The 13,936-nt window shown below is 61.6% G+C and carries 13 protein-coding genes and 1 tRNA gene; 10 read left to right on the top strand and 4 right to left on the bottom strand.

The window, feature by feature from the left end; translation table 11 throughout:
• The first annotated feature begins 19 nt into the window (after window positions 1-19).
• The 5 genes from tssF to ACX3YF_RS27095 are packed head-to-tail and all read left to right on the top strand — an operon-like array spanning window position 20 to window position 4,982.
• Window positions 20-1,789 carry a type VI secretion system baseplate subunit TssF gene (gene tssF, locus ACX3YF_RS27115; RefSeq protein ID WP_458974624.1) on the top strand — a complete coding sequence of 590 codons (1,770 nt, stop codon included), beginning with the start codon at window positions 20-22 and terminating at the stop codon, window positions 1,787-1,789.
• On the top strand, window positions 1,753-2,850 hold the full coding sequence (gene tssG, locus ACX3YF_RS27110) for a type VI secretion system baseplate subunit TssG (RefSeq protein ID WP_448646408.1): 1,098 nt from the start codon (window positions 1,753-1,755) through the stop codon (window positions 2,848-2,850). Before tssF ends, tssG begins: the two co-directional genes overlap by 37 nt.
• Complete coding sequence (tssJ, locus tag ACX3YF_RS27105) at window positions 2,831-3,367, top strand: type VI secretion system lipoprotein TssJ (RefSeq protein ID WP_448646409.1); 537 nt, start codon at window positions 2,831-2,833, stop codon at window positions 3,365-3,367. Before tssG ends, tssJ begins: the two co-directional genes overlap by 20 nt.
• 3 nt (window positions 3,368-3,370) lie before the next feature.
• Window positions 3,371-3,805 carry a type VI secretion system baseplate subunit TssE gene (gene tssE / locus ACX3YF_RS27100; protein WP_458974623.1) on the top strand — a complete coding sequence of 145 codons (435 nt, stop codon included), beginning with the start codon at window positions 3,371-3,373 and terminating at the stop codon, window positions 3,803-3,805.
• 22 nt (window positions 3,806-3,827) lie between these two features.
• Window positions 3,828-4,982, top strand: a complete 1,155-nt coding sequence (locus ACX3YF_RS27095) for an OmpA family protein (RefSeq protein WP_448646411.1) — start codon at window positions 3,828-3,830, stop codon at window positions 4,980-4,982.
• Window positions 4,983-5,048: 66 nt separating this feature from the next.
• Here ACX3YF_RS27095 and ppk2 read toward each other — a convergent pair whose 3' ends face one another.
• The gene (gene ppk2, locus ACX3YF_RS27090; protein WP_458974622.1) at window positions 5,049-5,966 is read right to left on the bottom strand and encodes a polyphosphate kinase 2; all 918 of its coding nucleotides are present in this window, start codon (window positions 5,964-5,966) and stop codon (window positions 5,049-5,051) included.
• 185 nt (window positions 5,967-6,151) lie between these two features.
• On the opposite strand from ppk2, the gene ACX3YF_RS27085 reads away from it, so the two are divergent.
• A complete protein-coding gene (locus ACX3YF_RS27085; protein WP_198132032.1) occupies window positions 6,152-7,087 on the top strand; it encodes a Ppx/GppA phosphatase family protein in 936 nt (311 codons plus the stop codon).
• Between the two features lie 410 nt (window positions 7,088-7,497).
• On the opposite strand, the gene ACX3YF_RS27080 is transcribed toward ACX3YF_RS27085, so the two are convergent.
• Window positions 7,498-8,565, bottom strand: a complete 1,068-nt coding sequence (locus ACX3YF_RS27080) for an alpha/beta fold hydrolase (protein WP_458945497.1) — start codon at window positions 8,563-8,565, stop codon at window positions 7,498-7,500.
• A gap of 349 nt (window positions 8,566-8,914) precedes the next feature.
• On the opposite strand from ACX3YF_RS27080, the gene ACX3YF_RS27075 reads away from it, so the two are divergent.
• Both ACX3YF_RS27075 and ACX3YF_RS27070 read left to right on the top strand, forming a co-directional pair.
• Window positions 8,915-8,989, top strand: a tRNA-Gln gene (locus ACX3YF_RS27075).
• 353 nt (window positions 8,990-9,342) lie between these two features.
• Window positions 9,343-10,443: a polyamine ABC transporter substrate-binding protein gene (locus tag ACX3YF_RS27070; RefSeq protein WP_130210522.1), complete on the top strand. Its 1,101-nt coding sequence runs from the start codon at window positions 9,343-9,345 to the stop codon at window positions 10,441-10,443.
• Window positions 10,444-10,536: 93 nt separating this feature from the next.
• Here ACX3YF_RS27070 and ACX3YF_RS27065 read toward each other — a convergent pair whose 3' ends face one another.
• A complete protein-coding gene (locus ACX3YF_RS27065) occupies window positions 10,537-11,355 on the bottom strand; it encodes a transporter (protein WP_130210524.1) in 819 nt (272 codons plus the stop codon).
• A gap of 86 nt (window positions 11,356-11,441) precedes the next feature.
• Window positions 11,442-11,720: a Rho-binding antiterminator gene (locus ACX3YF_RS27060; protein WP_458974621.1), complete on the bottom strand. Its 279-nt coding sequence runs from the start codon at window positions 11,718-11,720 to the stop codon at window positions 11,442-11,444.
• A gap of 194 nt (window positions 11,721-11,914) precedes the next feature.
• On the opposite strand from ACX3YF_RS27060, the gene ACX3YF_RS27055 reads away from it, so the two are divergent.
• A complete protein-coding gene (locus ACX3YF_RS27055) occupies window positions 11,915-13,135 on the top strand; it encodes a helix-turn-helix domain-containing protein (RefSeq protein WP_458974620.1) in 1,221 nt (406 codons plus the stop codon).
• A gap of 35 nt (window positions 13,136-13,170) precedes the next feature.
• On the top strand, window positions 13,171-13,803 hold the full coding sequence (locus ACX3YF_RS27050; protein ID WP_130210530.1) for a Vgb family protein: 633 nt from the start codon (window positions 13,171-13,173) through the stop codon (window positions 13,801-13,803).
• Window positions 13,804-13,936: the final 133 nt, after the last annotated feature.

Here is a 13,936-nt window from a genome sequence, read left to right as displayed (position 1 = left end):
ATTCATCAGGATTCTTTCTTTGAGCATGGACAATCTGACACTGCATTATTTCGACGCCGAGATGCGCTACCTGCGCGAGGCCGGGCAGGAGTTTGCCGAAGCCTTTCCGGACCGGGCGGCGCAACTGAACCTGGATAAACCGGGCGCACGCGACCCCTATGTGGAGCGCCTGTTCGAAGGCTTTGCCTTCTTGATGGGGCGCTTGCGCGAGAAGCTCGACGACGACCTGCCGGAGCTGACCGAAGGACTCGTCAGTCTGCTGTGGCCGCATTACCTGCGCACCATTCCATCACTGTCCATTGTCGAGCTGGCGCCGGACGTTGCGCAGATGAAGCGCAACGAGCTGATCGCGACTGGCTTCGAAGTGCTGTCGCAACCCATCGGTCCACGGGGCACCCGCTGCCGTTACACCACCACCCAGGACCTGACACTGCGACCTCTCGATCTGGAGTCCGTGCGCCTGGCCCATGAGCCCGACGGGCGCTCGTTGCTGCGCCTGCGTTTTGCCTGTGGCGCATTGACCGACTGGAACCAGTTCGACCTCAGTCGCCTGCCGCTCTACCTGAATGCCGATGCGCCGCTGGCCAGCGCACTGCATCAAGCATTGACCCTCAATACTCAAGCGCTGTTCGTGCGCCTGCCGGGCGAGTCGAGCCGTCGTCCATTGGCGGGTCATTTTGCGCCCAAGGGATTCGCCGATGAGGATCGCTTGTGGCCCAAGGGCGACAGCGCCTTCAGCGGTTATCAGTTGCTGCTGGAGTACTTCACCTTCCGTGAGAAGTTCATGTTCGTGACCCTCTGCGGACTGGAACATCTGGACCTCCCGCCGGGCACACCCTGGTTCGACCTGGAGGTGGTGCTGCGCGAGCCATGGCCGCCAGCGTTCAACCTGAGTGCCGAGCACATCCGCCTGCATGCGGTGCCGGTGATCAATCTGTTTGTGCTGGAATCCGACCCGTTGACCCTGGCGCCGTTGCAAACCGACTACCTGCTTCGTCCCATGCGTTTGCAGGACGGTCATACCGAAATTTATTCAGTGGACCGGGTCACGGCATCTAAGAACGCCGAGCGCCATGACTATGTGCCGTTCACCAGTTTTCGCCACAAGGGCGGCATGCTGCGTGACGAGGCGCCCGAGCGGTACTTTCATACGCGCCTCAAGCGTGGCGCGAATGGCTTGCACGACACCTGGCTGATCCTGGGGGGCGAAGGCTTTGACCTGGATCGGCTGCACGACAACGACAGCCTGTCGCTGCAGTTGACCGGCACCCACGGCCAACTGCCGCGCAAGGCGCTGCAAAGCACCTTGCTCGATACGGCGGTGCGTTCCTCTCAGACGAGTTTGCGGGTACGCAACCTGTGCGCGCCGACCTTGCCGTGCTACCCGCCGAACCGCGACCGCTTTCACTGGCGGGTGCTCAGCCATCTGGGGTCGAACTTCCTGCCGATGCTCGACAACGCCGAGGTGCTGCGCGGCACGCTGGCGTTGTACGACTGGACGGACAGCGAGCTGAACCGACGTCGCCTGGCGGCCATTGTCGAGGTCAATCACCACCTGGTGCAGCGCTTTGAAAAAGGCTTTCTGCTGCGCGGCGTGGACATCGAAGTCACGCTGGATGCCAACGGATTTTCCGGCGAGGGCGACATCAGCCTGTTCGGCGAAATGCTCCATCGCTTCTTCGCGTTGTATGCCGACATTCACCTGTACAACCAGCTCACGCTGATCCTTCAACCTACTGGAAAGTGCCTGCGATGGAACGAGAATCACAGCCAGCGTATTCCCGGCTGAACGCCAGCGGATTACTCGAGGCACTGCAAGGGCGGGTGGCCGAGGCCAGTCTGTATCGCATCTGTCAGTTGCTGGAAAAGGCAATGCCCGATCACCCGCCACTGGGCAGCACCACGCACCCGGCGGACGATCCGGTTCGCTTTCGCCCCGACCCGGGCATGGGATTTCCTGCCGCTGAACTCAAGGCGATCGAAACCGATGAGCGGCATCCGCAGCGTCCGGCGACGGTGCGCACGCGGCTGCTCGGGCTTTACGGTGTGGATTCGCCGATGCCGACGGCTTTTGTCGATGACATTGCCCAGCGCCGGGAAGGGCATGAAGCGCTGGAGGCTTTCCTCGATATTTTCAACCACCGGATCTTCACCCAGTTCTACCGGATCTGGCGCAAGTACTCGTACCCGGTCAACTTCGAAGCGGGCGGTAGCGATGCGACTTCGCAGTGCCTGCTTGGCTTGATCGGCCTGGGGATTCCCGGTACCGCCCAGCGAATCGCCACGCCGGTATCGCGGTTTCTTGCGCTGCTCAGCGTGATGCGCCTGCCGACCCGCAACGCCGAAGGCATCATGGCGCTGGTGACGCTGCTCGCGCCCAACACCCGGGCCAGGATAACCCCGCACTGGCCGCAGAAAGTCGCCTTGGTAATGCCGGCGAGTCTATCCACGCAGCACCCGGTGAGCTTGTCCCAGGGAACGCCGCTTGGCCCTGTCGGGTATGACGCCAATAGTCAATTGCATTTGGCGTTGTTCACCGAGGATCAGGAAGAAGCCCGTGGCTGGTTGCCGGGAGGGCAGTTGCACAACGACCTGCTGGTGCTGTTGCGGGTATACCTGGGATGGCGCTGCACCGCGAAGCTGCAGTTGTCGCTGCCGGTGCGCAGCCTGCCACAACCGGTCCTGGGACGTGCGCCGCTCTTGCTGGGAATGACCGGCATGCTGGGCTCGGAGTGTGACGCCGGGCAGTGTGCGGAACACGACACGATCACGATCAATCTGGGCCGTTACCAGGGCCTTTCGAAGAACCCTCAGAACAGGGAGGTACAGCATGTCGCGTACCGTTTTTAACTCACTGATGCTGGCGACCGTTGCTACGCTGCTCACCGGCTGTGGCGCGACCCAGTCAGTCAGCGACTCCACCGCATCCACCGCCAGGGCGATTTTCTATAAGCAGGTGAAAACCCTGCACCTGGATTTCAGTGCCCGTACCGCGATCAACACCGATATGAAAGACATGAATGCCATGTCGGTATCGACACTGGTGCGGGTGTATCAACTGAGCGACACCAAGGCGATGGACAAGGCCACCTACGACAGCTTGCTCGACGATGACGACAGCGTGCTCGGCAGTTCGCTGCTGGACAAGCGCACGGTGGTGGTCAAGCCGGGCGAGGGCGCGCAGCTGGATGTGCCGATGGCAAAGGATGCGCGCTTCGTTTCGGTGGTCTCGTTGTTCCGTCACCCCGAAATGAACGTGAACACCTGGCGTCAGACCCTGACACGCGAGGAGCTGGACCCGGACCGGGCGCGGGTCATCGAGTTGGGGGAAAACCAGATGTCCTTGCGCCCATTGGCCAAGGAGTAACGGATGACCGAGTTCAATCCCTCGCTCTATGAAATGCTATTGCAAAACTTCGATGGCGACCTGGACCTGCATCAAATCAGCGAAGAGGATCAGCACACCCTGTCGGTGCTGGACAACATGCAACGCATCCTCAACAGCCGCGCCGGTACGCTCGCTCACCTGCCGGATTACGGCCTTCCCGATATGGGGCAGATTCTGCAAGGACTGCCTGCCACGGCGCACGGGCTGATGAGGACCATGGAAGAGACCCTGACTCGGTACGAACCCCGTCTGGCGGCAGTGAACATCCAATTGCTGCCGCAGACTCAACCGGGTCACCTGGAGTACAGCCTCGACGTGCAATTCAAAAGCGGCCGGCAAGTGATGTTCGGCACCACCCTGGCGGCAGAAGGAAAAATTCTGGTACGCCACCTCAAGCGCCAGGAGTGGGTGTCTTGACAGGTCATGCAATGGAGGCGGGATGACGGTTTTTTTTGAAATGCGTATTCGTGTGGGCGGCGATCCGCGCGGTTTCGCCGAGTTTGTGGCGTTGAATGCCGAGCTGGCCAAGTTGAGTCACCCGGCCTGTCCCGACGTGGACTGGGCCAGGGTCGAACAATGGTGTCAGGGCTTGTTCGAGCAGAACGGCGCGGATCTGCAAACGGCAGCGGCGTTTGCCCTGGCGCGAAGCCAGCGCCGTGGCCTGGAGGGCATGGGCCAGGGGGTAGCGCTGATCGATGCGCTGGGCGGGCAATGGACGAGCTTGTGGCCCGCCATGTCATCCGTTCGGCTGGACATCCTCGCCTGGCTGTTCATGCAATGGCAGCCGTTACTGCGCGGCATGACGCTGAATGCGCAGAACGTACCTGCACTTGTCCAGCTGGATAGCGCACTGTTGCGCTTGCAACGGCGTCTGGACGATCAGGTGCACATACCTGTGCCCCCGTTGCAGGTCCTGCGCCAGCAGCTGGAAAGCCTGATCCTGCGTCTGCAGCACAGCACCACAGTGGTCGAACCGCTGCTGCTGCCGCACAGGGAGTCGGCATCACCGCTCGCGATGCCGATGATCATTTGGCCCGCGAGCCCGCCGCCTGAAATGCAGCGAAGCAAGCCTCGTACCGTCAAATGGGCGTGCGCAGCGGCGGCCATGATCATGCTGGCCGGTGGAGTCTGGTGGGCTGTCTCGGTAGCGAACATAGAGGGTATGCAGCGCGTTGCCGGCGTTTTCCAGCAAGCGCAGCCGGTGCCCGCGCCTGTGCGTCTGGACAGCCTGTTACTGTTCGGTCCAGGCAGTGCCGAGCTCAGGCCTGACTCGACCAAAGTGCTCATCAACGCCTTGATCGATATCAAGGCCCGGCCAGGCTGGCTGATCGTCATCAGCGCGCACACTGACAATTCCGGTGACGCTGAGCGAAACCTTCGGTTGTCCCACGCCCGTGCTTCCGCCGTGCGCGACTGGATGCAGCGCATGGGCGACATCCCCTCCAGCTGTTTTGCCGTCCAGGGCTTTGGTGCCAACCAGCCGGTTGCGAACAATGACACCGAAGCCGGGCGCATCGAGAATCGTCGGGTGGATATTCGCCTCGTTCCCGAAACCAATGCCTGTCCGGTTTCTGCGTTGGCTCCGGTCGCGTAGCGCCATCCGTGGCTGTTGGGCTCCCAGCCTTCATGCGTGGATACCGCGCTGCTGCAAACCTCGGTCTCAATACACCTGAGGCACGATGATTTCCGGCGGCGTGGGATTGCGCGAGTAGTCTTCCTGGCGCACGCGTTCAGGCAGTTCGATGGCCGGCATTTCCACTTCTTCATAGGGCATTTGCCCGAGCAGGTGGTGGATGCAGTTGAGTCGGGCCTTCTTCTTGTCGTCGGCTTGCACCACCCACCAGGGCGCTTCGGCGATATGGGTGCGTTCGAGCATGATTTCCTTGGCCTTGGTGTAGGCCTCCCAGCGCCGGCGGGATTCCAGGTCCATGGGGCTGAGTTTCCATTGCTTGAGCGGGTCGTGAATGCGGCTGAGAAAGCGCAGGTGCTGTTCCTGATCGGAGATCGAGAACCAGTATTTGATCAGCTGGATCCCGGAGCGGGCGAGCATGCGCTCGAACTCCGGCACGGTGCGGAAGAACTCTTCGTACTGGTCGGCGTTGCAGAGCCCCATGACCTGTTCAACCCCGGCGCGGTTGTACCAGCTGCGGTCGAACAGGACGATTTCACCTGCGGCCGGCAGGTGTGAGACGTAACGCTGAAAGTACCACTGGGTGCGTTCGCGGTCGTTGGGGGCGGGCAGGGCGGCCACCCGGCACACGCGAGGATTGAGTCGCTGGGTAATGCGCTTGATCACGCCCCCTTTGCCGGCGGCGTCGCGGCCTTCGAACAGGATCACCACCTTGTGGCCGGTTTTCACGACCCAGCTCTGCAACTTCACCAGTTCGCCCTGCAGGCGGAACAGCTCGCTGAAGTAGCGTCGCCGCTCTTGCTTTTCGGGGGTGTCGCTGAGGTGATCGTCAAACAGCGCATTGAGGTCGTGTCCGTCCTCCATCAGTTCCAGTTCCAGTTCTTCGTCACTGTGATCGAGCAGCTCGCGATGAATGCGTTGCATCAAGGTGTCGTTGGTCAAAAGCATGATGGGAACTCCCGACGAAGGTGGAAGTGCCGATGCTAGCCCTGGGGATGTGACGGCCTGGTGACGACGGGATTCAGCAGAAAATAATCCCGGTGTCATCTGACTGTCACCGAGCCCATGGCAACATCTTCGCACTCCGCGTTGAGCGGCCCATGGGCTGTCGAATTTGCCAGGGAACCCCCACCATGAAAGGCGATGCCTCACTCTTTGCCGCTATTGATCTGGGCTCCAATGCGTTTCGCCTGATGATTGGCCAGTCGGTCACGCGCAATCAGCAATTGATGATCCAGGAAGTGAAAACCCTGCGCGAGCCCGTTCGTTTGGCCGAGGGTTTCCAGGGCGGCGCGCTCGACGAACTGGCGCTGGACCGAGGCTGGCAGGCGCTCGCGCGCTTCGGCAAAAAACTGCGTGGCTTCGAGGCCGGGCGAGTGCGGGCGGTGGCGACCAGCGCGGTTCGCCAAGCCGACAACGCCCCCTTGTTTCTGGCCAGCGCAGAGCGGCACCTCGGGTTTCGCATTGATGTCATTTCCGGGCACGAAGAGGCCCAGCTGGTGTACGCCGGCGTCGCCCATACCCTTCCTGACACCCAGCGCATGCGCCTGGTGGTGGATATCGGCGGCGGTTCGACCGAACTGATCCTGGGTCAGGGCGCACAGCCATTACTCACCGAGAGCGTAGCCGTTGGCAGCGGCACCGTGGGCGCGCGTTACTTTCCGGGAGGGGCGATCAGCGCACGGGCGTTGCTGGAAGCCGAGCGTGTCGCCACCCTGCAATTCGAAAGGGTGGCGCGCCGTTACCGTGCCAAGGGCTGGCAGCAGGTCATCGGCTCTTCAGGCACGGCACGGATGCTGGCCAAAGTGCTCAAGGCCAACGGGCTGAACGACGACGGTCAAAGCGGCGTGACCTATGGCGGTCTCTTGCGCCTGTCGTTGCGCCTGCTGGAAGTCGGGCATGTCAAGCAGCTCAAGCTGGCGGGTTTACAGGCTCATCGTTTGAGCATCCTGCCGGGTGGTCTGGTGGTCATGCTGGCGGCGTTCAAGGTGTTTGGTGTCTCACACATGACGCCGTCCGAGCCAGGGTTGAGGTTTGGTGTGCTGCATGGGTTGATGTCCAGACACTGATCACCTCGATCCCCTGTGGGAGCCGGCCTGTCGGGTCGCCGCATCGCAGCGATGGTTGTCAACGATAACGCCGATTACCCGGATAAACGCGGCGTACTTGAGTCCATCGCCAGCAGGCTGGCTCCTACAGGGGTTGAGGATGCTCACATATTTGTGGCGCGATACAGCTTGCCAGCGATGGTCGTTAACGATGACTCGAATTACCCGGATAAACGCGGCGTACTTGAGACCATCGCCAGCAGGCTGGCTCCTACAGGGGTTGAGGATGCTCACATATTTGTGGCGCGATACAGCTTGCCAGCGATGGTCGTTAACGATGACTCGCATGATCTGGATAAACGCGGCGTACTTGAGACCATCGCCAGCAGGCTGGCTCCTACACGTTGCACAAACGCCCTGATGCCTCGCCCTCAAAGATGATCGGCATCGATCACGGCCCTGGCGAACGCTTGCGGATCTTCCTGCGGCAGGTTGTGGCCGATGCCGCCGTTGATCAGGCGGAACTCGTACTTGCCGGTAAAGCGCTTGGCGTAATCCTCGGGGGCAGGGTGGGGCGCGCCGTTGGCATCGCCTTCCAGGGTGATGGTCGGCACGCCGATGGACGGCGCGGTGGCCAGCTTCTGCTCCAGGGCTTCGTAGCGGGATTCGCCTTGAACCAGCCCCAGGCGCCAGCGGTAGTTGAATACGGTGATGTCGACATGGTCGGGGTTTTCCAGCGCCTTGGCGCTGCGGTCGAACGTGGCGTCGTCGAACGCCCATTTCGGCGACGCCGTTTGCCAGATCAACTTGGCGAAATCGTGGGTGTTTTTCTCGTAACCGGCACGGCCGCGATCGGTGGCGAAGTAAAACTGGTACCACCACTGCAATTCAGCCTTGGGCGGTAGCGGGTTCTTGCCGGCCGCCTGGTTGCCGATCAGATAGCCACTGACCGACACCAACGCCTTGACCCGTTCCGGCCACAGCGCCGAGACGATGTCGGCCGAGCGCGCGCCCCAATCATAGCCACCGAGCACGGCTTGCTTGATCTTCAGCGCATCCATGAAGTCGATGACGTCGCTGGCCAGCGCGGCCGGTTGACCGTTGCGCAGGGTTTTATCGGACAGGAAATGCGTATCGCCATAGCCCCGTGCATAGGGCATCAGCACGCGGTAACCCTTGGCGGCCAACAAAGGGGCGACCGCGTCATAGCTGTGAATGTCGTACGGCCAGCCGTGCAGGAGAATCACCACCGGCCCGTTGGCCGGGCCCGTTTCGGCATACGCGACGTTCAGCAGCCCGGCGTTGACATGCTTGAGCGGACCGAACGGCGAGGGCGCCGCGTAGGTGGCGCTGGCATCGGTCGCGGCTGGCTGAGCGGCGACGCTCGATTGCGCGTGGGCCGTGCCGAGCACGCCGAGCAGGCTGAGGGCGAGGAGCGATGCGCCGACCAGGTGACGGCGGGTCTTCCCGTTTTCGTGGTTTCGCAGTGCCATCGTCATGTGGATGTCTCCGTTGCAAGCCGTTGGTCAGGGGTTCTGGATGATCCCCTTCAAACCTTGCCTGCATTTGAGCGCGGCGATGTATCTGGCCTGTGTCGGTGGGCAGGCCAGATGCAAGCGGATGTATCGCGATGTCACCCGGATACACTGTGATACATCATTGCGCACCCGGTCATTCTGTCTGGAATGGCAAAAAACACCGTCGAGGGTGTTGCGTTTAACCTTGTTTAATAATAACTGGCTGTTTTCAAACAAATATTTTCTGTTTGGGCTTCACAGGTGCCAAGAAAGTTGATAAATTCCCGCCCACTCTCGCACAGGGCCTCACGGGCCTTTAAGTTGCAGATACAGGGGCGTCGCCAAGCGGTAAGGCAGCAGGTTTTGATCCTGCCATGCGTTGGTTCGAATCCAGCCGCCCCTGCCATATTCCTGATGCTCATCCAGGTACAACTCAGTCAGCAGCCAAGGCGCGAGTTGAGGATGATCATGAAAAAACGCCAGTCCGAATCGGTCTGGCGTTTTTTTTGTCCGCGACAAAACCCTCCTCTGAGCATCCTTCGTTTCCCTGCGGCCACCGATAATGGCCATTACGATCCCCTTTTGGCCAATGCCACGCTATGAAGCGTCCAGCCTGTCAGCAAGAATCGGAGCCAGGCTGCCGACCCGGCGCCCCTCGAATCCATAACCAGAATCTTTGATCTTCCTTGCCCTTGGCTATTTGCGGGCCACTGCCGTCTCAAAACATAAAAACCAGAGCTGACATTGGGGAACTGATCCATGGACACTATGAAACGCATTTTGGGCGCCACGGTTTGTGGGCTGACGTTGCTGGCCAGCGCCGTGCACGCCGAACAGCGCGAGTTGAGGGTGTACAACTGGGCGGACTACATCCTGCCGTCCGTGCCCAAGGACTTCGCCGCGCAAAGCGGCATCAAAGTCACCTGGGACACCTTCGACACCAACGAGTCCCTGGAAGCCAAGCTGCTGACCGGCAACTCCGGGTACGACCTGGTGGTGCCGTCGAACCAGTTCATCGAAACCCAGATCAAGGCCGGGGTGTTCCAGAAGCTGGACAAGTCCAAGCTGCCCAACTGGAGCCATCAGGACCCGGCGTTGCTCAAGCTGTTGGACAAGAACGACCCCGGCAACCAGTACGGCGTGCCCTACATGTACGGCACCGTGCTGATCGGTTTCAACCCGGCCAAGGTCAAGGCCGCCTTGGGTGAGAACGCGCCGGTGGACAGCTGGGATCTGGTGTTCAAGCCCGAGAACATGAAAAAGCTCAAATCCTGCGGCGTGGCGATGCTCGACTCGCCGTCGGAAATCCTGCCCCTGGCCCTGCATTACCTGGGGCTGGACCCGAACAGCCAGAACCCGGACGACTACGAAAAAGCCAAGGCCCTCATGTTGAAGATCCGGCCTTACGTCACCTACTTCAACTCCGCCAAATACATGACCGACATCGCCAACGGTGACATTTGCGTGGCCATCGGTTACTCCGGCAGCTTCTACCAGTTCGGTAATCGTGCCAAGGAGGCGGGCAACGGCGTGGTCGTCGATTGGCGCTTGCCGAAGGAGGGCGCGCCGATCTGGTTCGATACCTTCGCCATTCCTAAAAGCGCGAAGAACGTCGAGGAAGCCCACGAATTTCTCAACACCTTGCTGGACCCGAAAGTCATCGCCCCAATCAGCGATTTCCTCGGTTATCCAAATGCCAACAAGGATTCGATTGCCCTGATCAACAAGGACATCACCGGCAACCCCAACCTGACGCCCACCTCCGAAGCCCTGAAAACCCTGTACGTCTTGCAACCTCTGTCGCAAAAGCTTGAGCGGGTGCGCACTCGGGTCTGGACCAGCATCAAGTCGGACAAGTAGCCGAGCCACGGTGGGAGCGAGCCGGCGCGCTCCCTCATTTACCTGCCGGCGTGGGGCGTTCGAGTCCGGTGATTGGGGTGTTTTTGCGAGGCGTCAGCGCGGAAACAGCAAGGTCACCGCCGCGCGAAAGCCCCAGCCTTGAGCCCCGTCTTCCGGACTGTCGAGCCAATAACGTGGCCCGGCCTGGATCGTCAGCGGCTGGCCACCGATTCTCAGCAGTTGAGTGACGGTCAAGTTGATCGGCACCGACCATTGCCGGGTTTGCCAGTCGTAGGTCGACTCGGTGTTTACCCCGTACGTGGTGTAGGTCTGGGTGGTGTATGAAAGGAACGGCTGGAGGAAGGTCTGGTTGACCTTGTCCTTGTTATCCGGCGGACTGTCTTCCAGGCCCCAGATATGGTTGGCGAGAATGCCACGGGTCCAGCCATTCGATTGTTTGAGCGCGACCGCTGTCGGCCCGAGGCCCCATTGCTTGCTGCTCAGCAGCTTGTCGCTACCGGTGGGAATCAGCAGCGCAGGGCCCACACCGAGTATCCAGCCGCTGTCGGTGGGTTTCTTCGGCGAAAAGAAAAAGCTCTGGGTCACATCACCGATACCTGACTGGTCTGCCGCGCCATTGGGTGCCAGGCCATGCTGGTCGATGACCGGCAGGATCGTGCGCGAGATCAGGTTCCAGTCGTCATTCAGACTGAACGGCAGCACCGGCTGAATATTGGTGACACTGTGCATGCCGTCGCCCGTGGGCCCCAGCTTCTGATCCCAGTTGTATTGCACGGGCAGGCTGTACATCGCCGCGACCGGGTTGAGTGCCTGTTTGGCCAGCTCTGCCGAATCGTCGGCCAGGCTCAAGCCACTGTGCGTCGAGGCCACCAGGGTCCAGAACAGCGTGAGTTGTACTCGTGACATGTTCATTCCTTGTTGGCAATTATCCGGGTGAGCCTTGCACAAGCCTTTTTGGCCGCCTGAAGCCGCCGCCTGTCGCTTGCGACCGTTCAACCCTAGAACGTGCAGAAGGCATCGGAAAACACCACCCGACCGAATTGCGCATTGGCATCGAGGGGGGTGATGGCCAGCAATTGGTCCAGGCGAATCTCCTGTTGTCCGTCATCCGTCTCAAGGAGGATGAACTCTTCCTTCTCGCTCGAGGTGCGCGTGGTCAGCGCCCTGGCGACCAGGCGTGCGCCGTCCTTCAACTCGATATCCAGTCGATAACCGCGCATGCAGGCGATTTCCAGAAAGTCATACAGGTCGCAACTCATGGGCTGGTATTCGTTCATGTCGATTCTCCTGGCAACGTTGCGGTTCGATTGAGCATAGACAGGATGAGTCAGTAACGATAACGCGTGTGGTCTGGATAAACGCGGCGTACTGGAGTCCATCGCCAGCAGGCTGGCTCTTACAGGACTGTGCCGTGAGATAGACTCAACCCGGGTCTTCTGAACGCAGGAGTGACACGCGTGGCAGGATTTCAATGGACTCGCTGATCACCGCCGCGGCGCAGGCGCTGGCGGCGGGTGACCCGCTCGGCGCGCTGAACCGGGTGGCGTTGCGTGAGGATGCGCCGGCGCTGGCGCTGCGCGGTATCGCCATGGCGCAACTGGGCGATCTGGCGCGGGCCAAGGCACTGGTGCGCAGGGCGGCGCGGGCCTTTGCGCCGAAAGAGGCCGTGGCGCGGGCGCGCTGCGTGGTCGCTGAAGCCGAGATCGCCCTGGCCTCGCGGGAGCTTGGCTGGCCGGTGAAGGCGCTCGACGCCGCGCGGGTCACGCTGGTGGCCCACGGCGATTCCGTCAACGCGGCCCATGCGCGCTATTTGCAGATTCGCCGCTTGCTGCTGATCGGCCAGCTCGATGAGGCGCAGGCATTGCTCGCCGACCTCGATCCGGCCATCCTGCCTCCCGCGCTACGGGCTACCCATGAACTGGTGGTGGCGGGGATTGCAATGCGGCGTCTGCATTCCCAAGCCGCACGGTCGGCGCTCGTCAGGGCCGAACTCGCCGCTCGCCAGTCCGGCATTCCTGCGCTGTACGCGGAAGTGGAAAGCGCGACGCTGATTCTGAGCAGTCCTGCCGCGTGCTTGATCGCCCAGGGCGAAGTACGCCCCCTGTTGCTCGACGAAGTGCAAGCGCTGCTGGCTTCGACGTCGCTGGTCGTGGACGCTTGCCGCTCTGTCGTGCGCGGTGCGGGCATGTCGGTTTCCCTGGCCACGCGCCCGATCCTCTTCACCCTGGTACGAACCCTCGCCGAAGCCTGGCCGGCTGACGTGTCGCGGGAAACACTGATCGCCAAGGCCTTTCGCCTGAAGCTCAGCGATGAATCCCATCGCGCCCGATTGCGCGTGGAAATCGGGCGCCTGCGCGCGGCACTCAACCCCCTGGCCAGCGTGACCGCCAGCAAACGCGGATTTGCCCTGGTCACCGAGGTTGCAACCGATGTGGTGTTGCTCGTGCCACCGGTCGAAGCGCGGCATGCGGCGGTGTTTGCCTTGCTCGCCGACGGTGAGGCCTGGTCGAGCTCGGCCCTGGCATTGGCGCTGGGCAACAGTCAGCGCAGTGTGCAAAGGGCACTCGACACACTGGCCATGGCAGGCAAAGTGCAGTCGTTTGGTCATGGCCGGGCCCGACGCTGGATGACCCCGCCGGTGCCCGGTTTCGCGACGACCTTGTTACTCCCCGGTCCGCTGCCCGGTGGCTAGGATGAACGCCACAACCCCTAGCGAGGAACACCCTCATGAAACAGTCAGCCGCCGAAATCCTCCGTGAATATGGTCCTTTTGCCGATGTCGACAAGGTGCATGGCCTGACCTGGGACGGTCAGCAGGTATGGTTTGCCAGCGGAGAAAAAATCAACGCCCTCGACCCCGACACGGGCAAGACCCTGCGCTCGATCGACGTTGCCGCCCACGCCGGCACCGCCTTCGATGGTGAACACCTGTTCCAGATTGCCGAGGATCGCATCCAGAAAATCGACCCGCGCACCGGCCGGATACTCAGCACCATCCCGGCCCCCGGTGGCGGCAACGACTCGGGCCTGACCTGGGCCGAAGGCACGTTGTGGGTGGGGCAGTATCAGGCGCGGAAAATCCATCAGATCGACCCCGAGAACGGCGCGATTCTGCGCACCATCGAGTCCAACCGATTCGTCACTGGCGTGACCTGGGTTGAAGGCGACCTGTGGCATGGCACCTGGGAAGCCGAAGAGAGCGAACTGCGCCGCATCGATCCGCACTCGGGCGAGGTCCTCGAAAGCCTGAAGATGCCGGCCGGTATCGGCGTGTCGGGGCTGGAGTCCGATGGTGGCGCGCGGTTCTTTTGCGGCGGAGGCATGAGTGGGAAGGTGAGGGTGGTGCGACGGCCTTCCTGACGCGTCGAGTCTGCGCCGGGTCAGGGCAATCGTGGGTGTGAGTCTGCTGTTTCGTACCCACTCGCCCTCGGACGGTGAATAGCCCTCGAGCGTCTGGGCGCCAGCGAATGAATGGGTGTTTAAAGGCGTCCTG

The organism is Pseudomonas fluorescens group sp. PF-69 (assembly GCF_054481235.1).
The sequence above is the reverse complement of the archived record's forward strand: the minus strand, read 5'-3'. Positions and strand labels throughout refer to the sequence as shown.

Bases quoted from the DNA above. Each gene is read 5' to 3' on its own strand.
- tssG (WP_448646408.1), top strand. From the start codon at position 1,753: ATGGAACGAGAATCACAGCCAGCGTATTCCCGGCTGAACGCCAGCGGA.
- tssJ (WP_448646409.1), top strand. From the start codon at position 2,831: ATGTCGCGTACCGTTTTTAACTCACTGATGCTGGCGACCGTTGCTACG.
- tssE (WP_458974623.1), top strand. From the start codon at position 3,371: ATGACCGAGTTCAATCCCTCGCTCTATGAAATGCTATTGCAAAACTTC.
- ACX3YF_RS27095 (WP_448646411.1), top strand. From the start codon at position 3,828: ATGACGGTTTTTTTTGAAATGCGTATTCGTGTGGGCGGCGATCCGCGC.
- ppk2 (WP_458974622.1), bottom strand. From the start codon at position 5,966: ATGCTTTTGACCAACGACACCTTGATGCAACGCATTCATCGCGAGCTG.
- ACX3YF_RS27085 (WP_198132032.1), top strand. From the start codon at position 6,152: ATGAAAGGCGATGCCTCACTCTTTGCCGCTATTGATCTGGGCTCCAAT.
- ACX3YF_RS27080 (WP_458945497.1), bottom strand. From the start codon at position 8,565: ATGACGATGGCACTGCGAAACCACGAAAACGGGAAGACCCGCCGTCAC.
- ACX3YF_RS27070 (WP_130210522.1), top strand. From the start codon at position 9,343: ATGGACACTATGAAACGCATTTTGGGCGCCACGGTTTGTGGGCTGACG.
- ACX3YF_RS27065 (WP_130210524.1), bottom strand. From the start codon at position 11,355: ATGAACATGTCACGAGTACAACTCACGCTGTTCTGGACCCTGGTGGCC.
- ACX3YF_RS27060 (WP_458974621.1), bottom strand. From the start codon at position 11,720: ATGAACGAATACCAGCCCATGAGTTGCGACCTGTATGACTTTCTGGAA.
- ACX3YF_RS27055 (WP_458974620.1), top strand. From the start codon at position 11,915: ATGGACTCGCTGATCACCGCCGCGGCGCAGGCGCTGGCGGCGGGTGAC.
- ACX3YF_RS27050 (WP_130210530.1), top strand. From the start codon at position 13,171: ATGAAACAGTCAGCCGCCGAAATCCTCCGTGAATATGGTCCTTTTGCC.